This window comes from Mammaliicoccus sp. H-M34 (assembly GCF_022386495.1).
Lineage (GTDB): Bacteria > Bacillota > Bacilli > Staphylococcales > Staphylococcaceae > Mammaliicoccus > Mammaliicoccus fleurettii.
Genome location: NZ_JAJNIK010000002.1, coordinates 300,169 through 326,155, shown reverse-complemented (window position 1 = coordinate 326,155; position 25,987 = coordinate 300,169). Strand labels below are relative to the sequence as shown.

The window sequence follows — 25,987 nt, the reverse complement described above, 5'->3', positions numbered from 1 at the left end:
AAACAACTACCTAAATAAATAGGCAGTTGTTTGAAATTATTAAGCTAATTTGTTTCTTAATACCATTTGTAAAATGCCGCCATGTCTATAGTAATCAATTTCAACTTCTGAATCGAATCTTGCTAAAGCTTCGAATTCAGTTACTTTACCATCTTCACTAGTTGCAGTAACTTTCAGAATATCACGAGGTTTAACGCCTTCATGAATATCTACTGAAACTGATTCTCTACCTGTTAAACCTAAGCTATCTGCTGATTCACCTTTTTTAAATTGTAAAGGTAATACACCCATCATAACTAGATTTGAACGGTGAATACGTTCGTAACTTTGTGCAATTACTGTTTTAACACCTAAAAGATTAGTACCTTTAGCTGCCCAGTCACGAGAAGATCCCATACCATAGTCATTACCAGCAAATACACATAAGCCAACGCCATTTTCTTGATATTTCATTGAAGCATCAAAGATAGGCATAACTTCTTCTGTTGGCCAATATGTTGTATATCCGCCTTCAGTACCTGGAGCTAATTGGTTTTTGATACGAATATTAGCAAACGTACCTCTCATCATTACTTCATGGTTACCACGACGAGAACCATATGAGTTAAAGTCTCTTATCGCAACGTCATGATCTTGTAAGTACTTACCAGCTGGTGTATCTTTACCAATCGCACCGGCAGGAGAAATATGGTCTGTTGTTACTGAATCTCCAAATTTACCCATTACTCGTAAATCACTTAAAGGTTGAATATCTTCTGGTACTTTAGATAAGCCTTCAAAGAATGTTGGGTTTTGGATATAAGTTGAAGTTGGATCAAAGTCATATAATGGTTGATCTGTTGTTTCAATTTGATTCCAAACTTCATTTGATTCAAATACTGATTTGTATTCTTCTCTAAATAATTCAGGTGTAACTACAGAAAGAACTGTATCTTTAACTTCTTCAATTGATGGCCAAATATCTTTTAAGTAGACATCTTCGCCATTTTTATCTTTACCTAATGGATCTTTTTGTAAGTCAATATTTACTGTTCCAGCTAATGCATATGCTACTACTAATTGTGGTGAAGCTAAGTAGTTTGCTTTAACTAAAGGATGAATACGACCTTCAAAGTTACGGTTACCAGATAATACAGAAGTAACAAGTAAATCTTCATCAGCAATTGCTTTTTCAATTTCTGGCAATAATGGACCTGAGTTACCAATACAAGTCGTACAGCCATAACCTACAAGGTTAAAACCAAGTTCATCTAAATATTGTTGTAAACCAGCATCTCTTAAATAACCAGTTACAACTTTTGAACCAGGTGCTAATGATGTTTTAACGTAATCAGGCACTTTTAATCCTTTATCAATTGCTTTTTTAGCTACTAAACCTGCACCTAACATAACATATGGGTTTGAAGTGTTCGTACATGATGTAATAGCTGCAATTGCAATATCACCAGTAGTCATAGAAGTCTTCTTACCATCTGCTAATTCGATGTCTACAGTTTTGTCGAATTCTGATTTATCAAATCCGTGACCTTGGTTACCTGCAGGAGCAGTAACTGAATCTACGAATGATTCTTTCATATTGCTTAATTTGATTAAATCTTGTGGACGTTTAGGTCCTGATAATGAAGCTTCTACAGTAGATAAGTCTAAATTCACAACATCAGTATATGTTGGTTCTACTTTTTCAGCTTTGAAGAACATATTATTTTCTTTTAAATATTTTTCTACAACTTGTACTTGTTCTTCAGTACGACCAGTTAAACGTAAATAACTTAATGATTCTTCGTCTACTGGGAAGAAACCACATGTTGCACCATATTCAGGCGCCATGTTAGCAATTGTTGCTCTGTCTGCTAAAGGTAATTTTTCAACACCAGGACCAAAGAATTCTACAAATTTACCTACTACGCCTTTTTTACGTAATTCTTCAGTAACACGTAAAGCTAAGTCAGTAGCTGTTGTACCTTGAGGCAATTCGTTAGTTAATTTAACACCAATTACTTCTGGAACTGGGAAGTATGAAGGTTGTCCTAACATACCAGCTTCGGCTTCAATACCACCAACACCCCAGCCAAGTACACCAATACCATTAATCATAGTAGTATGAGAGTCAGTACCTACTAAAGTATCAGGATATGTTACAAGTTCATTATTTTCTTCTCTTACATGTACAACATTTGCTAAATACTCTAAGTTAACTTGGTGAACAATACCTGTAGCTGGTGGAACAGCACGGTAGTTGTCAAATGACTTCGTTGCCCAGTTTAAAAACTGATAACGTTCAATATTACGTTCAAACTCTAATTTCATATTCATTTCTAATGAATTAGGTAAAGCGTAACTATCAACTTGTACAGAGTGGTCAATTACTAAATCAACAGGAACTTCAGGGTTAATTTTAGAAACGTCTCCGCCAACATCATCCATCGCTTTACGTAATGAAGCTAAATCTACTACTGCAGGTACACCTGTGAAATCTTGTAAAATAACACGTGATGGTTTAAATGGTACTTCTGCATTTTCATCGTTAGATTTACCCCATTTAGCTAAATTCATGATGTGTTCTTCTTTTATTACACGTCCGTCAAATTGTCTTAATACTGATTCTAATAATACGCGGATAGAATATGGTAATTTATCAACATTAGATAATCCTAATTCATCTAACGTATTCAAGCTATAAAACGTGTAAGTTTTACCGTTCAATTCAAAAGACTTTTTAGATTGTTCTTTTAAACTTGAGCTCATTTTTGTTCCCCCTTTAAAATTGTGCAAGTTAATGCTTCATATACAATTGTATAATCAATACTTTAGTAAAACAATACATTACACTTAAAAATAAGTATATTTATCATTCAAGTTTATGATATGGAACTATAAGTTTTACTTATGTATATTTAATTATACATAATAATTAGTTATTAAATGATAATGATTATCAACTATAGTTGAATATAAGTAATCGATTTCATTGAACATATAAAATTCATTTCCATATAAAAAAGCTTCAAAGTCATAATACTGACTTTGAAGCTTTTCTTTTACATTATATGAGAAGTGTATAACTTAATCTTCCATTTCTCTTTCTAAACGTCTTTGTTCTTTTAATTCTTGTTCATACTCACGTTTAGATTTTTCTACATATTCTTTCATACGATGTTTGTTAGGCGTGATAGATAATCCAAGATATTTTCTTTCTTGGTTAGCATCTTTATAAAACGCAACGATCATCATTATTATTATGAAACTGAATGGGAATGCCGATATAATCGCGGCGGATTGTAATGCACCTAATCCTGTATCTCCACCAGAAAGCAATAAGATAAATGCGATTAATGATTGAGCAATACCCCATACGATTTTCACTGTTCCAGATGGTTCTAGTGATCCGTATGTTGTTTGCATACCTAATACGAATGTAGCTGAATCGGCAGAAGTTACAAAGAACGTACAGATTAAAGCTAATGCTATAACTGATAAAATTGCACCCATTGGTAATTCATTGAATACACCAAAGAGTTGCGTCTCTGTCGTCATCTCGAATACTTTTGGAGTTGACTTACCTACTTCGATACCTGTAACGCCAAATACACTAAACCAGATAAAGCTAATAATCGTTGGAACAAGCATAACACCTGAGATAAATTCACGAATAGAACGTCCTTTAGAAACACGCGCTATGAATATACCTACGAATGGACTCCAACTCATCCACCAACCCCAATAATATAAAGTCCATGTATTTAACCATTCACCTTTTTGAGGATTAAGTGGTGCTACATCGAAACTGTTGAATAAGAATGTATCTAATAATGCACCTGTTGAAGAAGTAAACATATTTAATATAAGTATTGTAGGTCCAATTATTAATGTAACGATTAATAATAATGACGCTAATATAATATTTAAGTTACTTAAATATTGAATACCTTTACTCAAACCACTCCATGCACTCATTAAGAATAAAATTGTAACGATGACAATAATAATACCTTGAATGACAATATTATTTGGAACTCCAAATAAATATTCTAAGCCACCATTGATCTGTAAAGCACCCATACCTAGTGAAACTGCAACCCCAACTACTGTTGCAAATACTGATAACACATCAATGATTACTCCTATAGGTCCATCAACTTTATTACCTAAAATAGGTCTTAATGTTTTTGATAATAAACCTGGTTCACCTTTTCTAAATTGAGAGTATGCTAATGCTAAAGCTACTACTCCATAAATTGCCCATGCATGAAAACCCCAATGTAAGAACGTAGATCTCATTGATTCAGTCATTGCAGCCTTTGTTTCAGGATCTGCATTTGGTGGTGAAACAAAGTGAGACATAGGTTCTGCTGCACCATAGAACACTAGTCCTATACCCATACCAGCACTAAATAACATTGCAAACCATGAAATTGTGTTAAATTCTGGTTTGTCATGAGGTTTCCCTAGTTTTAGTTTACCGATAGGGCTAAAGATAATAAACACACAGAAAAATACCATTCCGATAGTAATAATCATGTAATACCAACCGAAATATTTAGATATCCATGCACTTATGTCCGCTGTAATACTTCCAAATTGAGTTGGAAATATAGCACCGAGTGCAACAATAATTGCTACAACAATTGCACTAATAGTAAATACATTAGAAACTTTTTTACCATTTGGGTGTGTTGGAACATTTGACATTAAAATTCTCCTTTCGAATTTACAAACTCGTAATTATGTATTCCCGTTTTAACTGTTTGTAATCCATTTAATTTAAATAAACTAATATTTAGAAAACAGCAACATTCATCACTTTAACAAATATTACACTTAAAATCAAATTGACTATTTCAATTTTTTACAGTTTAATGTATGATAATGTCGATGAGGAGGTGTTTAATATGTCATTATTAAAGGAATTTAAAGACTTTGCTTTGCAAGGTAACGTTCTAGATTTAGCAATCGCCGTTGTTATTGGTGCTGCCTTTAACAAAATTGTTACGTCATTAGTAGAAAACGTCATTATGCCACTTATTGGTTTAATTTTCGGAGAAGTAGACTTTGCTGAAAAATGGTCTCTTATGGGAATTAAGTATGGTTTATTCATACAATCAATTATAGACTTCATAATAGTTGCTTTCGCTTTATTCATCTTTATCAAAATTGCAAATACTGTAATGAAAAAAGGTGAAGAGGAAGAAGAAATTGACGAACAAACTGTATTACTTACAGAAATTCGCGATGCATTACGTGAAAAATAAGTTCTACATATTACCAATTAAAAACCACACATTTATCGAAATGTCTCGATAAATGTGTGGTTTTCTTAATTATAGTTAATCTTCAATTGGACCTTCTTCAACTAAAGTCTTCACATCTGCTACTATTTCTGATTTAGGAAACTTTTTATCCCCTGCATCTTGACCACTATATGATTTAATTATCTTACCATTTTGATCAATTAAATAGAAACTCGTACCATGTGTTACTTGTGTACTACCTTTTGGAGGTGGTGCTACTATCGATTTAAAGTTATCTTCTGCATATTGCTTAATAAACTTGAAATCGTAATTTGTAAGTAATGTCCATTTATTTGCAGGTACATTATATTGTTTAATATATTCTTTCAGCTTCTTAGGTGTATCATTCTCAGGATCTACACTAAAACTAATTACACCATAATCTTTTACCCCATCTTTTTCTAATTCATCTATAACTGTGCTCATATTATATGACATAGGTGGACAAACTGTTTCACAATTAGTAAAAATAAAATCAGCTATATAAACTTTACCCTTCATATCTTTCTGTGAAAATTTATCCCCATTTTGGTCAGTAACATTAAAAGACTGCATTTTATTGCCAAATTGACTGTCTGGCTCAATTGCATTATTGCTACATGCACTCGTAATTAGCATAATACTTGCAATTAAGCACAAAAATATTCCCTTTTTCATCGTAACACTCCCATAACTCTGTTAGTTAAAATATATCAAATAAAATTCTTAACTTAAATACGTATTTTGAACTATTTATGTCTTTGATGTGTCAATTAGTTTTCATTAAAGGATGTAGTACTTAAAAATCCATTCTTATTAACATTTAAAATTGTTGGTATTCTCGTCTTTAATTCTGAAACATGTGAAATGATTCCTACTAATCTTCCAGACATTTGTATATTCACTAAAGTATCTAAAGCAGTTTCTAAAGTTTCAGAATCTAATGTGCCAAATCCCTCATCAATAAACATAGATTCCAAATGTATTGCACCCGCTTCTTGTTGTACAACATTAGACAACCCTATTGCTAATGATAACGAAGCTTGAAAAGTCTCTCCACCTGATAAGGATGTAATGTGCCTAGTTCTATTTGAAAACCTATCAAACACTTCTATCTCCAAACCACTTAGTCCTTGTGACTTTTCTTTTTTACGTACAAGTTGATATCTATTGTTAGTCATTTTAAGAAAATGTCTATTAGCATTATCTAAGATATGATTTAAATAATAAATTAATACATAGTTTTCTAAAGACAGTTTCTGACTATTTTTACCGTTCATTATTCTTGAAAGTTCAATTAATTCTTCTTGATCTTGTAAATCATTTTCAATTTTCTCAACAACTTGTCGAATAGCAATTATTTTTTGCTTGTTTTGATCAATTTTCAGTTGAAGTTGATTCATCTGTTTAACAATAACTGTTAATGCTTCTTTAGCTTCAGTTAATTTACTTTCAGTTGTTGAAGTATCTGCTCTTTCTTTATCTTGAACTTTTTTACTTAACTCCTTCACTATTGCTTTTACTTCTATATATCTTTTGTCATATTGATTAATTTTTTCTTCATACTCGTCAATATGCTTAACTTGTTGAAGTAATTCATCTAATTGTTCATACGATGCAATATTATGTTTGGTCATCTCAGTATTTAAATAATCCGTTGCTAATTTAATTTGTTCCTCAATCATAGATTTACGTTCACTAACAGTTGCTATTTTCATTTGAAGATTTTGCTTTTCTTCATTAAATTTTTCAAGTTGAACAGTTAATTGATTCAACTCATTATCATATGCCTTAATTTCTATTGCATAAAAGTCTGATTGCTTCTCAAATTTATTTACAGTATCAAATCCAGTTTCTTGTTTAAAGTAAGATAAATCATTCTCATATTTAGAAATTAGATGCTTTATGTTGTTTAATTGTAATTCATTATTTGTTATTTTCTTTTCAATATCATATTTGTCATTTTTAAATCTTTGTATTTGTTGCTTTTTCTCTCTATAAATTTGTAACTCATTTACTAGTTTATCAATATGTTCAGTTGTATGATTTATTTCTGTTTGAGTATCTGTAATATTTTCTAATTTATTCAATTGTTCATTGGTTATATTTAATCTTTCGTTATATGATGTTATCTTATTGTTGATTGCATGTAGATTACGTTCAACTTCTAATTGTTGTTCTCTTTCTATTTTCAAACTATTAAAATCAACATTTCCATTAATAGACTCTATGATTGATCCACATATAGGACAATCATCACCTTGATGAACATGTTTTTGTATTTTTAAAATTTCATCTTCAACATTTAAAATGTCAAACTGCGACTTTTCATTCAACTTTACTTCAAATTGTGTTTTTTCTTTTTCTAGATGAGTTAATTGACTAGTATATTCTTTTTGTTTATCCAACAACTCCAACTTTTCACTATATTGCTTTTGTTTAGTTTGTAGTTCTTGTAAGTTAAGCTTCAATGTTTCTTGTTCTTTAATTTTATCTTGTTCTACCGACTCATCGTAATGAGTACTTTCTAGTTTACTTTTTAATGTTTCGATTTCGTGCTTATCTTTATCTATTAACTTATTCAAATTCTTTTGTTCTTCTATTATGTTTGGAAATTTAGTTTCCGCTTCTATATATTTATTTAAACTTAATTTAATATGATTTGTATTTTGAACAAATTGACGAAACTCGTTTATTCTCTCACTATTTCTGTTTAGTTGTTCAATTCTTTCATTTATCTCATTTAAGTTAGTTGTGTTCGATTCTATGCTTTGTTGAATTTCTTCTTCTTGTTTTACTTCATTATTTAAAGAATGTTCTTTATCTCTCAATTGGTTATACTGGTATGTCATATTTTGAACAGTCTTTAAATACTTTAATTGTTTTCTAAGATCATTTATTTTTGACTCATCTTTTTTTAATTCATCTAATATCTCTTGTTTTTCAAGTAAAGTATCAAAGGTTTCATTTAATGCTTTATCTTGTTTTAATATTTTTTCTATTTCATTAACTTGCTGTTCCTGTTTACCTTTCTCTACCATTGATACTTCTAAATTTTCATGTCCGACTTTTTCATATAAATCTAATGAGTTTAATATCACCTCATAGCGATGTCCTTCAATTGTCTTTATATCTATAAGTTGTTCATTTTCAAAGTCATGCATGTCATTCATATATTGTGATATTTTTTGATAATGGCTTTCTATTAATGCTAATTCTTTTTTCATTTCTAATTCTAATTGATCTTGTAATTCTTCAAATCTATCACTATCAAATAACGTTCTAAGTATACTCCGTTTATCTGTACTATTTGATACTAAAAACTGTTTGAATTCTCCTTGTGGAAGTATGAGTATTTGTCTAAATTGCTTCACATTCATATGTAACAACTGTTTCAAGTAATCATTACTTGTATTTATAGACTTCGTTTCTAAATTCCATTGATCATCTATTTTTTTGTACACTTCTACAGTTGCATTCGAAGGATTTTTATTACCTTCTTTTATATATTTTACTGTTCTAGTAATCAGATACTCGTCACCTTTAATTTCAAATTCAAATTGTACCTTAGTTGGTAACTTAGGATCTGCAAAGTGACTTCTTAAATCTACTTCTTCTCTAGATTCTGTTGATGTTTTGCCAAACAATGCATAAACCATTGCATCGAAAATCATCGTTTTACCTGATCCTGTCTTTCCACATATTAAGAAAAGCTGAGATTTAGATAAATGTCTAAAGTCTACTTTCTCATCTATAAATGGACCAAAATATTGCATAGTTAATGATAAAGGTCTCATATTATTCATTCGCTCCTTTATTCAGATGACTTTCTAACAGCTGAATGACTTTATTTTTCTTAATTCCTTCTAACGTTTCTTCAGTCACATGTTTATAAAATGATTCAATAATTTCAATATCGCTCAATGTATGTACATCCACATCTATCTCATCTTGCGCAACTTCGTAGTCTATTCTTGAAATTTGTAATGTATTTGGATAAATATTTCTAATCTTCATAAGAGGATCAGTAACATGGTCCATATCCGTTAATTTAAAATGAAAGTAATCCTCATTATTTTTAACTTCGATCTTTTCATGAATCACATCTTCGTATCTTGCCTTAATGACATGAAATGAGCGTCTTGGTTCTATCGGAATAAATTTCTGTTTAAATGCTTTGTTATCAATCTCAAACAAACGATAACCTTTTGCTTGATTTGCCTCTGAAAATGAATATTGCATTGGTGTACCTGAATAAAATATAAAATCTGATTTTATAGCAAAAGGATGATGCAAATGACCGAGTAGAACTGCATCAAAAGCATTAAATGTATTTGCAGTAACAGTTTCAATCGTACCTATTGAAAGCGGTCTTTCAGAGTCTGATGATTCACCACCTGCTACGAATAAATGTCCAACTAATATATTGGTCTCATCTTTGTTCATAACTTGTTCCATTTCATTCATAATATATTCAGTCGCTTCTTGATGCGTATGGATATTCTTAACATCAAATACATGCCTTACATCTGCTGGTGTAAAATAAGGCATAACATATATATTGATACCCTCCATAGAAATAGGTGTCATTAAGTCATCATATCCCGTAATGATTTTTAATCCTGTTTTTTCAAACCATCTCTCACCATAGTTAAGACGTTCTTTGCCATCATGATTCCCACTTATTGCAATAATTGGTATTTTAAGTTCTAAATTAATCATCGATAAAGCATCTTCAAGAACAACCATTGCTTCTTTATTAGGATAGTGTAGATCGTATAAATCACCACTAATCACAACTACATCTGGATCGTGTTCTTTAATTGCATCAAATAATTTATTGAGGATAAACTTTTGGTCTTCTATTAATAATTGGCCATTGATTATTTTGCCTATATGCCAATCAGCAGTATGTAATATTTTCATTATATTGCTCCTTTGCAAATATTTGTTAGACAGGTTGAAAAGCTTCATTTATACTTAGTTTAAGGAGTGATTTCATTGAGTAGCGCATTTATATTTTTTATAGTATTATGGTGCATTGTATTTATATCGTTACTTGCAATCGGTGGATTCTTTATGTTTCGTAAATTCTTAAAGCGCATGCCTAAAGATAACGGTATGAGCGAATTAGATTGGCAAGATTATTATATTCATAAAGCCCTTCCTTTATGGAATGACGAAGCTCGTAGTTTATTAAATGAATTAGTTTTACCAGTACCAGATTTATTTAGAGATGTTGCTAAAGAAAAAATAGGTGGACGCATATCTAAAATAGCTTTAGAAGAACATGCTACAACAATTGAACTCGATCATATTATGCGAGGTTATATCATAGCAACTCCAAAAAGAGATCACAAATTTATGAAGAAAAAACTAACAGAACTTAATATTGATTATACACCATATTTAAATTTGTTCGAATTAGCAGATGATGAAAAAAACAAATTTTCAATCTTTGATCATAAAGAAGAAATCTCTAAAGCAAAAACAAAAACGCACACTCAGTAATTGAGTTGTGCGTTTTTTTAATTAACTAAAGTCTTTTGATCTTTTAGTTTTTTATATTTTACAAACATTGCTATTCTCCAAGGCACAATCATGCTAAATGCCAACAAGAAAAACATACCTGCTAATTGACCTGGGTCAATAGAATCACTCAAAAAGAATTTCCCTACACTTCTGATTATCAGTAAAGTAATTAAAATAACAGGGAACAGTTTAGAGCGTTTCATATATATTTCTGATCCTTTAATCTCAAAATTGGATGTAAAAATAAGAAACAATGAAAAGAATAAACCAACTAAAATGGCTTCTATAATTTCTTGACCATTCAACCTAAAATATGGAACAACATACATTAGAGCACCTGTAGCCATAAAAAATGGCGGTAGTACAATTTTTTTAGTGTTAGTCGGATAATTTTGAGCTTTCATTCTAACAACTATAACTGCTAAACCCATTAAAGCTGCTATTATAAATGAAAAAAGCAAATACATATCTAAAACCCCTTATTAGTACGAAATATCATTTATGGTTATTCCAAACCTAAAGATTGGAAGAATATCGTTATCTCTGTTAATAAATCAAAGAATAACAGAATCCCCATAATTATCATAATTATACCACCAAACTTCATGATAGCAACATTGTACTTTTTAATAATTTGTAATTTTGTTATAAAGAAAGTTAGTATAAAGAACGGAATACTAAATCCTAGTACATATAGTAGCATATATAATAATGCTTGTGATGAATTAGTAGCTGCCAATGTTCCAATCGCTGCGATTATTGGTCCGTTACATGGTGTCCAACCTGCCGCAAATGCCATACCAATTAAAAACGTACCAACAAAACCTGAAGGCTTCGCTTTAAAATTAATTTTACGATCTTTCATTAAAAATTGCGGTTGGAATACGCCTAATATAATAAGTCCAAATACAATTATTACAATTGCACCAATTTGTCTTATTAAAGTTTGGTAATTTATTAACATACCTGATATGTAACCTATGCCCATTCCTAATATCATATAAATACAACTAAATCCTAATAAAAAGATGATTGTATGTAATATTGCATTTCGGCTAAGTCCTTTATTCTTCAAATCATCATAACTCATTCCAGTTATATATGAAACAAATGCAGGATAGATTGGCAATACACAAGGAGAAACAAAACTTAATATGCCTGCACCAAATGCTACAAATACTGTTAATTCCACAATAGCTCTCCCCCTTACTCTTATTTCTATTTTATCAAATAACAAATAAGTTAAAACACTTTTATTTGAACAATCAGTGAAAACTCAAGATAAAAAGCCAATTACACAATAAAAGTGTAACTGGCCTTTAAAAATATCACGATTATACGTTTTATTTTTACTTATGATTAATATAAGACTATTTAATTTTTTGATCCATATTCTTATTCATCATTGTCATCATTTGGTTGATTTTCTTTTGAGATGGTTTTTGACCCATTTGCATCATCATCATTCGTAGCATTTCTTCGTTAATTGGTGGGTTCTTTTTCAAGTAATCCATCATATATTTACGTGCAAGGAAGAATCCGATTGCAAGCCCACCGATTAATGCCACGATGATTAATAATATAGCTAACCATGTTGCCATTATTTCACCCACTTTCTGTATCCTATAAAAGTTTACTAAATTCATTACATTTTATCAAGACGAAACTTAATGTTTCAAAATAAAAAGCCTCAGCCAAATTTCTTGGATGAGGCTTTTGTTGAATAATTAGAAGCTTAATACTTGGTTTAATACATTTTCTTTAGTAAATCCGTATTTTTCTACTACTAAGTCACCAGGAGCACTAGCACCGAAAGTATCGATACCAATTACTTTACCTTCAAGACCTACATATTTATGCCAACCTAGAGAAGATGCCATTTCTATAGCGACACGTTTAGTGATTGAAGGAGGTAATACAGAAGATTTATATTCTGCATCTTGTTGATCGAATGCATTCCAGTTAGGTAATGATACTACTTGTACACCTTTACCTTGTGCTTCAATATCTTTTGCTGCATCTACAGCAAGAGAAACTTCTGAACCAGATGCTATTAATAAGTACTCAGGCTCGATTTCAGAGCGATATACTACATATCCGCCTTTACGAACGCCTTCTTCTACTACTGATTCTTCAACATCTAAAGCTGTTAAGTTTTGTCTAGTTAAAACTAATGCTGTAGGAGTTGAATCTGATTCTAGTGCAACTTTCCATGCTACTCTTGTTTCGTTACCATCTGCTGGACGAATTAAATTCAAGTTAGGAATTGCTCTTAAACCTGCTAATTGTTCAACTGGTTCATGTGTTGGTCCGTCTTCACCTACTGCGATTGAATCATGTGTGAATACGAATGTTGAAGGTACTCCCATGATTGCTGAAAGACGAACTGCTGGTTTCAAGTAATCACTGAATACGAAGAATGTCGCACCATATGGTTTAACACCACCATGTACTGCCATACCATTGACTGCTGCAGCCATTCCAAATTCACGAACACCAAACCAGATGTTACGACCTTCTGGAGTTTCGCTATCAAAATCAGCCTCATCTTTAACGTTTGATTTATTTGATGAAGCTAAATCAGCTGATCCACCGAAAAATGCAGGAACTGATTTACTTAATGCTTGAATTACTTCTCCAGAATCAGCACGTGTAGCACTACTATTACCAGGTTCATAAATAGGTAAATCTTTAGCGTAGTCTGCAGGTAATTCATTAGAGATAGCTTGTTTAAATGCTTCACCTAATTCAGGATGTGCATTTGTATACGCTTCAACTAATTTATCCCATGCTGTTTCAGCTTCGTTAGCACGAGTTAACATAGTTTCACTAAATACATCGTAAACTTCTTGTGGCACATTAAATCGTTTTGAAGGGTCTAAACCATATGATTTAAATGCAAGTTCGCGTTCTTCTGCACCTAATGGGTTACCGTGAACACCATTAGTACCAGCTTTATTTGGAGAACCATAACCAATAATTGTTTTTACTTCAATCATTGTAGGACCTTCTAATTTTTTAGCTTTAGTTATAGCTTTATCAATTGCTTCTAAGTCATTACCATCTTCGACTAAAATATAACTCCAGCCGTATGAAGTAAATCTTTCTTTAACATTTTCAGAAAATGCTTTATTTAAATCACCATCTAATGAAATATCATTAGAATCATATAATGTAATTAATTTATCAAGTTTTAAATGACCAGCTAATGAAGCAGCTTCATGAGAAACACCTTCCATTAAATCGCCATCACTTGCTAATACATATGTGTAATGATCTACTACATCATATTTTTCTTTATTGAATTTACCAGCTAAATGTTTTTCAGCCATTGCCATACCAACACTCATAGCAAAACCTTGTCCTAATGGTCCAGTTGTTACTTCAACGCCATCAGTATGGTTAAATTCTGGATGTCCAGGTGTTTTTGAATCCCATTGTCTAAAGTTTTTCACTTCTTCAAGTTCTAAGCTACCTGAAACATGTAATAAACTATATAATAATGCTGATCCGTGTCCTGCAGATAATACAAAACGATCTCTATTAAAGTAATTCTTAGACTGAGGATTAAAATTTAAATGCTTAGTCCATAATGTATATGCCATTGGTGCAGCACCCATAGGTAAACCAGGGTGTCCTGAGTTAGCTGCTTCAATAGCATCTATACTTAAAGCACGAATTGAATCTACTGCAAGTTGATCTTTTTCATTAAACATAAATGTAGTCTCCTTTATTCTTGTAATCCCTTTTCATTATACATGAAAAAAATTCGAAAATTAATTATTATCTCTTAATTTATATTTATTTCCTAATATTATTATTTTTTTGAATTTCTTTCACTTTATCTGGCGTAACATCATTACCTTCTGGATCGATAATTTTTGTACTTTCTATCGTACTTTTAAAGTTACCTCGAAAAGCTTGTAAATATTCAGCTCGCAATTTAGTCTGTTCTTTCGCTTCTGATTCAGACAAACCTTCTATCTTCTTTTTATTAGCGAGTTCATTGATTCTATCTATTTTTGCTTTATCTAACATATTATCCCCACTTTCTACATACATAAAAGATACCAAAAAATACGAGTAAATCCAAATGGATTTACTCGTATTTTTCAATTATTCTATAGACCCTATTAATGTATTTGAATTAGTTAAATGATTAGGTTGTTTATCTTCATGTTGTTTAATTTGATGATCTGTCATCTCGTACGTCTGTTCTGTTGTATAGATATCACTCGACTGTGCTAAATATAAATATCCTATTAATAGAGTCATTAAGAATACTGCCAAATATACTAATACCGTCTTCTTTATTGTAATTGTCATACTCAATTCCTCCTAGAACGTTTGTTTGTATTTTTATAATAACAGAACAACTGTTCGTAGTCAATAAAAATACGAACAAATGTTTGTTCGAAGGAAACGTATGTGCTATAATATGGTTAAATAATTAATTGGGAGCGTGCGACTATGAAAGAATTAACTAAACGTCAATCTGAAATATATCAATTCATCAAACATATAGTACAAACGAAAGGGTATCCACCTAGTGTTCGTGAAATTGGTTTAGCAGTTGGCCTTGCATCAAGTTCTACAGTACATGGTCATTTATCTAGATTAGAAGAAAAGGGATATATCAAACGTGACCCAACTAAACCTCGTGCAATTGAAATAACTGAAACTGTTGGAGAGAACATCAATCAAGAGAATACAATTCACGTACCAGTTATAGGTAAGGTTACAGCAGGTATTCCAATTACAGCTGTTGAAAATGTCGAAGAATACTTCCCATTACCTGCACATTTTACTTCTACACATAATAGCAACATCTTTATTTTAGATGTAATTGGCGATAGTATGATAGAAGCTGGCATATTAGATGGAGATAAAGTTATTGTTCGTAGCCAATCCATTGCTGAGAATGGCGATATCATTGTCGCTATGACAGAAGATGATGAAGCAACTGTTAAACGCTTCTATAAAGAAGAAAAGAGATATAGACTTCAACCTGAGAATAATACAATGGAACCAATTTACTTAGATAATGTAACTGTATTAGGTAAAGTAGTAGGATTATTTAGAGAAATGTAATAATACAAAAAAGGAGATGCAAATGCATCTCCTTTTTTTCATATTCCCGTTATCGAGTTCTTTTTGCTAATGTCATATTAATTATGAAACATCTTTTTTATTTAATAATTCTTTAATACGTTCTAATACATCTAAATCTTTACGTTTTATTTCTTTACTTTCCATGTAAAACTTCCCCTTTAATTGTTATTCCACCAATCAAATTATTAGAAACAACATGTGTTAAACATTTAAGGAAATATGAAATAATGACTTATCTCGATATAATTATATCAAAGTTGCTAAGATAAAATCTGCTTTTATCTCTGTTCTATTGCTGTGTGATGTAGTTTTCCGTCCAATAAGGCTGTAAATCTTCGCCTATATCAACACCTACACCTAACTCTTTATAATCTTTATTTAAAATGTTCTTTCTGTGTCCCAGTGAATTCATAAGACCATGATGTGCATAAACACTACTTATTTGACCATATGCTAAGTTTTCACCAGCTGTTATATAATCAAAGCCATCATTGTCTAATCTGTCAAATGGAGATAAACCTTGTTTATTTGTATGATCAAAATAATCATTATCAACCATATCTTGACTATGCTTTCTTGCAGTATGACTCACATTTTCATTATAAAATAATGTAGGTAAGCCAAATTGAACACGTTCAGCGTTAACAAGATCAAAGTTTTGTAATTCTAATGCGCTTTTATAATCATCAGATGCTGCATGATATTGGTTCGTACGTTTATCTTCAGTTGATGATGCAATTTGCAATATACCTTTAATTTGATTATTCTCATGTTTATCATAAAAAACGGTTGTATAGATATTATCGAATTTGAAAACATCATAATCTTCATCATTTTGAATGAGCTTCACTTTATCTTTATTTATTTCTTTTTCTGGTTCACCAAGAATCGAACGAACCTTTTCCTTGTTCATTTTACTTGTGATACCTTTTTGGGATGTTATTAAGTCTTGGTTCGTATATAAACCTGTTACTTTGTCATTATCATAACTTACCATTACAAATTCATGATAATCATTATGATATACATGCCATTTCTCGTTATACTCATTAGCGGTTATCCGCTTAGGTTTGCCAAGTTTCTTTTCAACTTCACTTTTTGTTTGATTGATTTGAATATTATTAATCGCAAACTCTTGGTCATTTGGTGTCTTAAGTTCAACTTTGCTTGTTGACTGTTCATGTTGTAGTCCTTGTTGAACATTTAATACATTCTGTTGAATTTGTCTAGATAAATCTGATTCAGGGACAGGCTTGATAAGTGTTATAAATAACAATAATAAAAATAAATAAAATACTTTTTTCAAGTCGTCACCTCACCTATATTTAGTCGCGGTCACCATTAAATATTGAATTTCGAACAATTACATAGTCCACTTTAGTGATAGAATGTAAGTCTTTTCCACCTGCATATGAGATTGAACTTTGTAAATCTTGTTCTATCTCTACTAAAGTATCTTTTAAAGAGCCTTTATGTTCTACAAACATTTTTTTACCCTCAACGTTTTTACGTTCACCTTTTTGAAATTCTGATGCACTACCAAAATATTCTTTATATAATTTGCCTTCTAATTCTACTGTTTCACCAGGTGATTCTTCATGTGCAGCAAACAATGAACCAACCATTACCATGCTTGCACCAAATCTAATTGATTTTGCTATGTCACCATTTGTTCTAATTCCACCATCAGCAATCATAGGTTTTCTAGCAGCTTTACTACATGAATTAATAGCAGCTAATTGCCATCCACCAGTGCCGAACCCAGTTTTAATTTTAGTGATACATACTCTACCTGGTCCGATTCCTACTTTAGTAGCATCAGCGCCAGCATTTTCTAGCTCACGAACACCTTCAGGAGTACCTACATTACCAGCAATTACAAATGTTTCTGGTATATGTTGTTTGATGTGTTTAATCATTCTAATAACTTGTTCAGAATGACCGTGTGCTATATCTATTGTTATATATTCAGGAACAAGTCCCTCATTAGATAGTTGTTCAACAAAAGTATATTCAGTGTCTTTTACACCTACAGATATAGATGCAAATAAGTTTTGACTTTGCATTTTTTTGATAAATGGAATACGTGCTTCCTCATCAAAACGATGCATGATATAAAAATAATCATTACTAGCAAACCACTCAGCTAGCTCTTCATTCATAACTGTTTGCATGTTAGCAGGTACTACCGGTAATTTAAATGTTTTTGGACCGAATTTAACAGTAGTATCGCATTCTGAGCGACTTTCTACTATACATTTATTTGGTATTAATTGTACATCTTCATAATCAAAAATTTTCATATCAATGACCTCTTTCAAATCTATTAATAATAATCCAATAGTTACTATACATGGTTAGTTGGTAAAAGTAAACGAAAACTGACTATATTTATTATTTATTTAATGCTTTATCAAGCGTTTTTATATTTTTCTCCATTAAAGTTTGGTACGAAATATTTTTCTGCTTATTTTCTTTTTTAGTTAACACTTCTAAATTGTGGAATTTCAGAGGTTTACTATTAGTATCTTTCTTTATTATATCTGTAATTTTAGAACTTACATTTTGCTCATACAATATATATGGTGTTTTTGCTTGATTAATATTTTTTATAATTTCCAAAATTTCTTTTTGACTAGGTTCTTCATTATTCATACCTGTTACACCCGTTTGTTTAAAATGGTATCTATTTGCTAGGTAACCTAAAGAATCATGAGAGATAAATATTGTATCTCTTTTTGGACTTTCCGTAACGGTCTTTAATTTTTGATCTATTTCTTCAATATCTTTAATTAACTTTTTATAATTATTCTCATAATCATTTTTATGGTCTGGATCTTTTTGGACAAGCTTATTCTTAATCGATTTAGCTGCTTCTTTATTTGCAATTGGATCTAGCCAAATATGAGGGTCTTGCTTATTTTCTGGTTCTTCTTTATGGTTATGTTCGTCCCCATGCTCGTGATGATGTTCTAAAATATCATTTCCTTTTAAATTTGGAATAGCTTCTAATTTATAATCTTTATTTTTAATGGTAGAACTTATCTTTTTTGCCACAGGATCAAGTTCTTTAGAAGAAAATATAAAAAGGTCACTTTTAGCAACATTGATCATTTCTTTTTGAGTTGGTTCATAATTATGTAAATCTGTACCACTTGGATATATTGAATCTACTTCAACATGTTCTCCTCCAATTTGTTTAGCAAAACTTTCATATGGATAATTTGTAGCATAAATTTTTAATTTATCATTTTTAGAGTTTTGATTCCCACAACCTGATACGATTACCAAAATTGCAAGCATCATAAAAATCATTTGATATATTTTTTTCATCTAATAACTCCTAAATAAGTATTTTCATTAATTATAACAATATACGCTTTTAAACATAATATCGCAATCTTACTGAAACAAAATTTTACATATTGATAACAAATTTAAAATATGATAAAGTTATAAAGCGTAATGATTACTAAATAGAAAGGCTGATGAACATGCGTGTTAATATCACGTTAGCATGTACTGAATGTGGCGATAGAAATTATATTTCTACTAAAAACAAACGTACTAACCCTGAACGTATTGAAATGAAAAAATATTGTCCAAGATTAGGCCGCCACACTTTACATCGTGAAACTAAGTAATTTCTTATTTTAATAAGAAGATATACGACACAAAAAGTCATTTCTTTGAAATGACTTTTTTATTTATAAATATATTTTATCACTTTAAAGCATTTATGCGTTAAAATTTATGTTGCTTATTTCATGAATTACTAATAAAATATAATGTATATTTTAATTTCAGAATAATCGTAAATGTAGAAAGTATGGTGAACTATATGGAAGAAATGAAACGTGGATTAAAGACAAGACATATATCAATGATTGCCATCGGTGGATCAATTGGTACGGGATTGTTTATGGCAAGTGGTGCTGTCATTACTCAAGCTGGACCTGGTGGTGCACTAATAGCATATTCTATTATTGGTGTTATGCTTTACTTTTTAATGACCGCAATTGGAGAATTAGCAACTTTTTATCCAGTGTCGGGATCATTTAGTGCTTATTCTAGTCGATTTATTGATCGCTCTGCTGGTTTTACAGTTGGTTGGCTATATTGGATTATATGGGCACTCGTTACAAGTGTAGACATTTTAACAGCTGCAAAAATCATTACTTATTGGGAAGTCTTCCAAAATGTAAACCCATTTATTTGGAGCATTATTTTTCTAGTTATTTTATTTTTACTCAATGCCTTTACTGTTAAAGCTTTCGGGGAAGCTGAATATTGGTTAAGTTTTATTAAAGTTGCAACTATTATTATCTTTTTAATTGTAGGTGTACTTGTAATCTTCGGTATTTTAGGTGGTAATGAACCACTTGGATTATCAAACTTCACTTATAAAGAAGCACCATTTGTAAATGGTATTTCAGGATTTTTAGGCGTACTTCTTGTTGCAGGATTTAGCTTTGGTGGTACAGAAGTCGTTGCAGTAACTGCCGGAGAATCTGAAAATCCTAAAGAATCAATGCCTAAAGCAATTAGACAAGTATTTTGGAGAATCTTATTATTTTATATTTTAGCAATTGCAGTAATTGCAGCAATTATTCCGTATACTGACCCATTATTATTAAATAAATCAAATACAGTAACACAAAGTCCTTTTACTATTGTTTTTGATAGAGTTGGTATTGCCTTTGCAGCTTCAATTATCAATGCTGTAATCTTAACAGCACTTATTTCTGCGGGTAATTCAGGATTATATGCTACTAGTAGATTACTTTATTCATTAGCACAACATAAACAAGCACCAAAATTCATTAATAATTTAAACAAAAATAACATGCCTTTTATATCATTATGTGTAACTATCGCTTTAATCTTCATATCAATCATTTATGCAACTATTAACACTGATGGTTATTACAGATTATTAAATATGTTAGGTGCGCTCGTAACACTCGTTTGGTTAATGAGTATCATTAGTCATATTAGACTAAGAATGGCTATTAAAAAACAAGGACAATCAGCAACTGATACTTTAGAGTATAAAGCACCATTATATCCGTTAGGACCGATTATTGTTATTGCAGTCATTGCCTTCTTATTAATCGGACAATCCTTTGACAGTATAATGACTTTAAATTATCCTGTATTAATTGAATCGTTCTTACCAATTATTTTAGGAATTATTGTTTACTTCATTCATAAATTTGTAACGAAATCTAAAATTATCAAACTTGAAGATATAGATTTAACTAAACATAATTATGATAATAAATAGTAATCGTTTAAACACCCACTCATTTATATTTTGAGTGGGTGTTTTTTATATTTCAAATACCAACTTCTTAAATTTTATTGAACTTTTTCATATCACAACATATATAGTATAATGAATATAAATAATTAATAATGATAAAAAGAAGGTGTAATAATGGCTGGCCAAACTAATTTATTTGATGACGTTATGAAACAAGATGAACGCTTTGTAATTGTGGTTCAAAGTATTTATGACACACAACCTCAACTCGTTAAAAAAACATTAAGAGAATATACAAGTTTAACAAGAGAACAGATGCAATCCTTATTTGATCATCTGAAAGATTTATATTTGAATGAACCATTTGAGGACAACCAAGCATTCTTTGACATTACTGTTTATACAAATCAAGACTATGCAGCAGACCAAATATATGCGCATATAAAAAGAAAAAAACATAGTCATGAATGGACACATACAAGCAAATAAAGGAGTAATGATATGTCTCACGTAAGCAAAGTTTTTCCTTTAGATAATGAGAAACAAGTTGAAGTAAAGGTCGTAAAAAATAGATTCGATTTTGAAATTGACGAAATGTTAGCAATAACTCAAGAAGAACAATCAGATTTCCCTTTTATCCCTGTATCACCTTGTTTAGGTTATTCTAGAGGGCTATATCCTGAACACCCCTTACTTATTGGTTTATTACTAGGCTTTTTATATCATGAATCTTTAACTGGTGAAACGGATGAACGTATTCATAGTATAGCTAAAGCAATCAATAGTAAAAATCGTGGCAAAATGATTCAAGCTTTAAACACAGTAGAAGCGAACAAACTCGGTCACTACCCGCCGACACGCTTCCTTGGATTAAGTGAACGTGCAGTGAATTTAGGGCAATCCATTTTCAGTTTATTCGAAGACGATGTCATGTTTTTAGCATCAACAAGAGATAAAATCATATCACATCCACCTTTATTAGATCATGGTGATATAGTCGATCCACTTGAACGTTTATTCTTCTATACAAAAGATAAAGACTTTTTTGATAATGATGAACGAATTGCAATTATTGATAACCATTTATTAAATGGTTTATCCGTATTAAACCTAATTAAAAAGATTTATGATAAATACCCTGAAAGAGAAACATTCACTGTTTTAACCCCTATAGATTTAAGATCAGCAAGTGTAAAAGAAGCTTTTTCTAGTCTCGAAAAGTCTTTAAATATAAAAATCAATATTATATCGCTTATGACTTTCAAAGTAGAAATACAAGATAAAGATAATTCAACAGAAAATTTAATTCAAAACCAACTTCTAAAAAATGAACAACATGAAACTAAAGTACAATATCATTCTTTAAGAAATGTTATTAACGATCATTTTATCGTAAAAGCACAAAACATGTTACGTGATGGTACGATACATGACAATCCATACTTTATTTCAACAGGTAGATTTACATTAACCGGTAAAGAACAACAAATCTCTGAAGAGCTATTTCAACGTATGGGAGAATTATTAAACGATTTATTAGATGATTCACCGAAACTTGTTATCGGTGTTGGTGAATTCTTGTATATCCCATTACAGATTGCTCGTTATTTACCTGGTAAAGATATAAATGTTCAAGGAACAACAAGGTTTAATTTTGATTTAAGTACATTGAAACATTCAAATAAAAAAATAAGCTTTATGTCTCCTTTAGAAAGAACAATTACACATTACCTTTATAATTTAAATATTGATCAATATGAAGAAATAATTGTTTTTGTAGAAAGACTTAGACATAAAACTGAAATTGATGATTTAGTACAACAACTAAAAATACTTGGTGCTAAATCTATCCTCGTTATAGAAATGACTTCAATTTCATTTAATGAAGATCGATATTAATAGTCAAAAATAAAAAGTACAGATAAAACCAATGTTAATTTATGGTTTTATCTGTACTTTTTTATTGATTCAATAATTTTTCTAATGCTGTTACAATACCATCATGGTCATGATCATCTGTTACTACATCAGCTATATCTTTTATCGTATCGTTAGCATTACCCATTGCTACTCCTACACCTGCTTTTTCTAACATATCTGAATCATTTAAACTGTCACCAAAAGCGATTACTTCTGAGAAATCTGCATTGATTTTGTCAAATAGCTTCTGTAATGATTTACCTTTTGATACTTGTCCATCCATAAATTCTAAAAAGTACGGTTTACTTATTGTAGAAGAAACTTGATTATTGAATTTACCATTAAGTTCACTGTTCGCTTTTGCAATATTTTCTGCATAATCTACGCCCATTACTTTAGGTACATCTCCATTAATAACCTCTTTAATATCTTCAACTTTTTTCATTGGTAGTCCCGTTAACTCACTTTCAATATTCATATAGTCATGCGTTCTATCATGAATAATTTGATCATTTAAATATGTTAAGTAAAAGAAATTATGTGTTCTACAATAGTCGATAATTTGGTATGCATCATCTTGACTAATTGTTTGTTTAAACACAACTTCGTTATCTTGAGCATCGATTACGTATGCACCATTATAGCTCACAATATATCCACCATTATTTTTTAAATCAAGTGCGTCAGCATGCTTCATCATTCCTGCTGTAGGTCTACCAGAAGCAAGTATCAATTTCATACCTTGTTTTTGTTTTTCTTTTAAATATGTACTTGTTTTTTCACTTATTTCATTTTTTGAAGTTAAGAGTGTATCATCCATATCCATTATTATGTATTTATAAGCCATGTTTATCTCCTTAAAATATAATGATGCTTATATTCTATCATATATAGAATATAAGCATCTCAATTATCGTCTATAAGTTAATTATTTTTTGACTAACTCCATATCGATTGATAGTTACTAATTCTGATTCACAATCTTGGAATCTGTTTTGTAATTCTCTTACGAGTTTACCACTCAATTCTTTTTTAATTAAAGTTAACACAGTAGGTCCTGCACCACTAATGACAGTTGCATAAGCTCCATATTGTAGAGCAAGTTCTTTAATGTTTTCAAAGTCAGGAATTAAATGTTGTCTATATGGCTCATGAAATCCATCTTTCATCATCATTTTGCCTGCTAACTCATAATTATGCTGAATTAAAGCACTAATCATCGTATTGCTAATTGCACTATATTTAACAGAGTCTTTTAAAGTTAAAGTTTCAGGTAAGACTTTACGCGCTTTTTCCGTTGATAATTCATATTCTGGAATAGTTGCAATAACATCCACTTTAGGAATATCAATATATGATACATCTGTTTGTTTCACGTCAGGATCATATACACCTAGGACTAGTCCACCATAAATGGTTGGCGCAACATTATCTGGATGACCTTCAATTTCAGTAGCAAGTTGTAATAATTCATATTTAGATAGCTTCAAATTCGCAAAATAATTTGCTAGAAATAAACCCGTCACAAGCGCTGAAGCTGAACTTCCTAGTCCTCTTGCTAAAGGAATATCGCTATACATTTTTAAATTTAAAGCGGGCATACTTTTAGAAAACTTTGCTGTTGCAGTTTGAGCAATTTTTGTAATATAGTGTTGCTCATCGTTTGGTAACCCTTGTAAATGTGGACCAATGTGTTCAAAATGCCATTGTTTATCTTCTGATAGATGAGCTTCAACTTCTAAATATTTATCAAGAGCCATTCCTATAGAATCAAAGCCAACTCCTAAATTAGCTGTTGATGCTGGTACTTTAAGCTTTAATTTCTTCATTTTAATGCACGCTCGATATAATCTATAATTGCTTGTTCATCATTCTCTAATGGCGTGATTGGTGAGTCTAACAAATCGATCGCAGTATCAGGATCTTTTAATCCATTACCAGTTAATATAGCAACAACAGTTTGATTTGGCTCTAATTTACCTTGCTCATGTAACTTTAACAAACCAGCTATCGAAGCATTACTTGCAGGTTCACTAAATACACCTTCTTTGCTTGTCATAAGCTTGTATGCTTTTAAGATTTCATCATCTGTCACACTATCTATTAACCCTTTAGATTCATCTCTTGCCGCTTCAGCTAGTTTCCAGCTTGCTGGATTACCAATTCTAATAGCTGTAGCTACAGTTTCAGGATTTTTAATAACTTTACCTTGAACTATTGGTGAAGCTCCTTCAGCTTGGAATCCACACATTACAGGTAAACCTGATTGTTTTAAGTTATCAAATTCTTTGAAGCCTTTCCAATATGCAGTAATATTCCCTGCATTTCCAACTGGTATAGCAAATAAGTCTGGTGCTTTACCATCAAGTTGTTCAACAATTTCAAAGGCACCTGTTTTTTGTCCTTCTATTCTATATGGATTTACAGAATTAACTAAAGCAATTTCGCCTTTTTCTGCTACTTTTTTAACAATAGTTAATGCTTCATCAAAATTACCTTTAATTGAAACAATTTCTGCACCATACATCACAGCTTGAGCTAATTTACCAAGCGCGATTTTACCCTCTGGAATAACCACGATTGCTTTCATTCCAGCTCTAGCAGCATATGCAGCAGCAGACGCTGAAGTATTACCAGTTGAAGCACAAATAACTATTTTCTTGCCTTCTTCTTTAGCTTTTGCAACTGCCATAACCATACCTCTATCTTTAAATGATCCAGTAGGATTAAGACCTTCAAATTTAGCAAATAAATTAATATTTAACTTATCCGACAAATATGGTAAATGTATTAATGGTGTATTTCCTTCATTTAAAGTTAATTTAGGTGTACCTTCATTAACAGGTAAATATTCTTTATAATTGTGAATTAATCCTTGCCATCTTCCCAT

Annotated in this window: 24 protein-coding genes; 7 read left to right on the top strand and 17 right to left on the bottom strand. The window is 30.9% G+C overall.

From position 1 onward, the window contains the following. Positions 1 to 39 precede the first annotated feature (39 nt). Positions 40 to 2,745 (bottom strand): aconitate hydratase AcnA, encoded by a 2,706-nt coding sequence (acnA, locus tag LQ608_RS03790; RefSeq protein ID WP_078356332.1) that lies wholly within the window; start codon positions 2,743 to 2,745, stop codon positions 40 to 42. A 318-nt stretch (positions 2,746 to 3,063) separates the two neighbouring features. Beyond that, positions 3,064 to 4,689 (bottom strand): glycine betaine uptake BCCT transporter, encoded by a 1,626-nt coding sequence (locus LQ608_RS03785; protein ID WP_239749775.1) that lies wholly within the window; start codon positions 4,687 to 4,689, stop codon positions 3,064 to 3,066. Between the two features lie 200 nt (positions 4,690 to 4,889). On the opposite strand from LQ608_RS03785, the gene mscL reads away from it, so the two are divergent. Further along, entirely contained in the window at positions 4,890 to 5,249 is a 360-nt protein-coding gene (gene mscL / locus LQ608_RS03780; RefSeq protein WP_078356330.1) for a large conductance mechanosensitive channel protein MscL, read from the top strand. Between the two features lie 75 nt (positions 5,250 to 5,324). Here the strand turns inward: mscL and LQ608_RS03775 are convergent, their stop codons facing one another. The 3 genes from LQ608_RS03775 to sbcD all read right to left on the bottom strand — a co-directional run bounded on the left by LQ608_RS03775 (position 5,325) and on the right by sbcD (position 10,193). After that, entirely contained in the window at positions 5,325 to 5,945 is a 621-nt protein-coding gene (locus tag LQ608_RS03775; protein ID WP_078356329.1) for an SCO family protein, read from the bottom strand. A 95-nt stretch (positions 5,946 to 6,040) separates the two neighbouring features. Next, positions 6,041 to 9,073, bottom strand: coding sequence for an exonuclease subunit SbcC (sbcC, locus tag LQ608_RS03770; RefSeq protein WP_239749774.1), 3,033 nt, complete (start codon positions 9,071 to 9,073; stop codon positions 6,041 to 6,043). Continuing rightward, complete coding sequence (gene sbcD / locus LQ608_RS03765) at positions 9,066 to 10,193, bottom strand: exonuclease subunit SbcD (RefSeq protein WP_239749770.1); 1,128 nt, start codon at positions 10,191 to 10,193, stop codon at positions 9,066 to 9,068. Before sbcD ends, sbcC begins: the two co-directional genes overlap by 8 nt. Before the next feature lie 75 nt (positions 10,194 to 10,268). On the opposite strand from sbcD, the gene LQ608_RS03760 reads away from it, so the two are divergent. Continuing rightward, entirely contained in the window at positions 10,269 to 10,778 is a 510-nt protein-coding gene (locus tag LQ608_RS03760; RefSeq protein ID WP_239749769.1) for a DUF2621 family protein, read from the top strand. A gap of 17 nt (positions 10,779 to 10,795) precedes the next feature. Here the strand turns inward: LQ608_RS03760 and LQ608_RS03755 are convergent, their stop codons facing one another. The 6 genes from LQ608_RS03755 to sosA all read right to left on the bottom strand — a co-directional run bounded on the left by LQ608_RS03755 (position 10,796) and on the right by sosA (position 15,125). After that, positions 10,796 to 11,266 (bottom strand): CcdC family protein, encoded by a 471-nt coding sequence (locus LQ608_RS03755; protein WP_239749759.1) that lies wholly within the window; start codon positions 11,264 to 11,266, stop codon positions 10,796 to 10,798. 38 nt (positions 11,267 to 11,304) lie between these two features. Next, positions 11,305 to 11,994 (bottom strand): cytochrome c biogenesis CcdA family protein, encoded by a 690-nt coding sequence (locus tag LQ608_RS03750; RefSeq protein ID WP_133165629.1) that lies wholly within the window; start codon positions 11,992 to 11,994, stop codon positions 11,305 to 11,307. Positions 11,995 to 12,169: 175 nt separating this feature from the next. Continuing rightward, on the bottom strand, positions 12,170 to 12,400 hold the full coding sequence (locus tag LQ608_RS03745) for a YneF family protein (protein WP_174221866.1): 231 nt from the start codon (positions 12,398 to 12,400) through the stop codon (positions 12,170 to 12,172). Positions 12,401 to 12,526: 126 nt separating this feature from the next. Then, complete coding sequence (tkt, locus tag LQ608_RS03740; RefSeq protein ID WP_239749758.1) at positions 12,527 to 14,515, bottom strand: transketolase; 1,989 nt, start codon at positions 14,513 to 14,515, stop codon at positions 12,527 to 12,529. Between the two features lie 85 nt (positions 14,516 to 14,600). Beyond that, on the bottom strand, positions 14,601 to 14,837 hold the full coding sequence (locus LQ608_RS03735) for a DUF896 domain-containing protein (protein WP_115337490.1): 237 nt from the start codon (positions 14,835 to 14,837) through the stop codon (positions 14,601 to 14,603). Between the two features lie 78 nt (positions 14,838 to 14,915). Beyond that, entirely contained in the window at positions 14,916 to 15,125 is a 210-nt protein-coding gene (gene sosA, locus LQ608_RS03730) for a DNA damage-induced cell division inhibitor SosA (protein ID WP_078356321.1), read from the bottom strand. 144 nt (positions 15,126 to 15,269) lie between these two features. On the opposite strand from sosA, the gene lexA reads away from it, so the two are divergent. Next, a complete protein-coding gene (lexA, locus tag LQ608_RS03725; RefSeq protein WP_078356320.1) occupies positions 15,270 to 15,890 on the top strand; it encodes a transcriptional repressor LexA in 621 nt (206 codons plus the stop codon). 310 nt (positions 15,891 to 16,200) lie between these two features. On the opposite strand, the gene LQ608_RS03720 is transcribed toward lexA, so the two are convergent. The 3 genes from LQ608_RS03720 to LQ608_RS03710 all read right to left on the bottom strand — a co-directional run bounded on the left by LQ608_RS03720 (position 16,201) and on the right by LQ608_RS03710 (position 19,244). Continuing rightward, complete coding sequence (locus LQ608_RS03720) at positions 16,201 to 17,217, bottom strand: CAP domain-containing protein (protein ID WP_239749755.1); 1,017 nt, start codon at positions 17,215 to 17,217, stop codon at positions 16,201 to 16,203. 19 nt (positions 17,218 to 17,236) lie between these two features. Next, positions 17,237 to 18,214 carry a GMP reductase gene (gene guaC, locus LQ608_RS03715; protein ID WP_078356318.1) on the bottom strand — a complete coding sequence of 326 codons (978 nt, stop codon included), beginning with the start codon at positions 18,212 to 18,214 and terminating at the stop codon, positions 17,237 to 17,239. Between the two features lie 91 nt (positions 18,215 to 18,305). Beyond that, complete coding sequence (locus LQ608_RS03710) at positions 18,306 to 19,244, bottom strand: metal ABC transporter solute-binding protein, Zn/Mn family (RefSeq protein ID WP_239749743.1); 939 nt, start codon at positions 19,242 to 19,244, stop codon at positions 18,306 to 18,308. Positions 19,245 to 19,405: 161 nt separating this feature from the next. On the opposite strand from LQ608_RS03710, the gene rpmG reads away from it, so the two are divergent. The 4 genes from rpmG (at position 19,406) to LQ608_RS03690 (ending at position 23,076) form a co-directional block, all read left to right on the top strand. Beyond that, a complete protein-coding gene (rpmG, locus tag LQ608_RS03705) occupies positions 19,406 to 19,555 on the top strand; it encodes a 50S ribosomal protein L33 (RefSeq protein WP_078356316.1) in 150 nt (49 codons plus the stop codon). Positions 19,556 to 19,752: 197 nt separating this feature from the next. After that, positions 19,753 to 21,198, top strand: coding sequence for an amino acid permease (locus LQ608_RS03700; RefSeq protein ID WP_078356315.1), 1,446 nt, complete (start codon positions 19,753 to 19,755; stop codon positions 21,196 to 21,198). A gap of 153 nt (positions 21,199 to 21,351) precedes the next feature. Continuing rightward, on the top strand, positions 21,352 to 21,666 hold the full coding sequence (locus tag LQ608_RS03695; protein WP_239749730.1) for a hypothetical protein: 315 nt from the start codon (positions 21,352 to 21,354) through the stop codon (positions 21,664 to 21,666). 12 nt (positions 21,667 to 21,678) lie between these two features. Then, positions 21,679 to 23,076 (top strand): phosphoribosyltransferase domain-containing protein, encoded by a 1,398-nt coding sequence (locus tag LQ608_RS03690; RefSeq protein ID WP_239749728.1) that lies wholly within the window; start codon positions 21,679 to 21,681, stop codon positions 23,074 to 23,076. A 61-nt stretch (positions 23,077 to 23,137) separates the two neighbouring features. Here LQ608_RS03690 and LQ608_RS03685 read toward each other — a convergent pair whose 3' ends face one another. The 3 genes from LQ608_RS03685 to thrC form a co-directional block, all read right to left on the bottom strand. Next, the gene (locus tag LQ608_RS03685) at positions 23,138 to 23,944 is read right to left on the bottom strand and encodes a Cof-type HAD-IIB family hydrolase (RefSeq protein WP_239749719.1); all 807 of its coding nucleotides are present in this window, start codon (positions 23,942 to 23,944) and stop codon (positions 23,138 to 23,140) included. Positions 23,945 to 24,014: 70 nt separating this feature from the next. Next, the gene (gene thrB / locus LQ608_RS03680; RefSeq protein WP_078356311.1) at positions 24,015 to 24,926 is read right to left on the bottom strand and encodes a homoserine kinase; all 912 of its coding nucleotides are present in this window, start codon (positions 24,924 to 24,926) and stop codon (positions 24,015 to 24,017) included. Further along, a complete protein-coding gene (thrC, locus tag LQ608_RS03675) occupies positions 24,923 to 25,987 on the bottom strand; it encodes a threonine synthase (RefSeq protein ID WP_239749717.1) in 1,065 nt (354 codons plus the stop codon). Before thrC ends, thrB begins: the two co-directional genes overlap by 4 nt.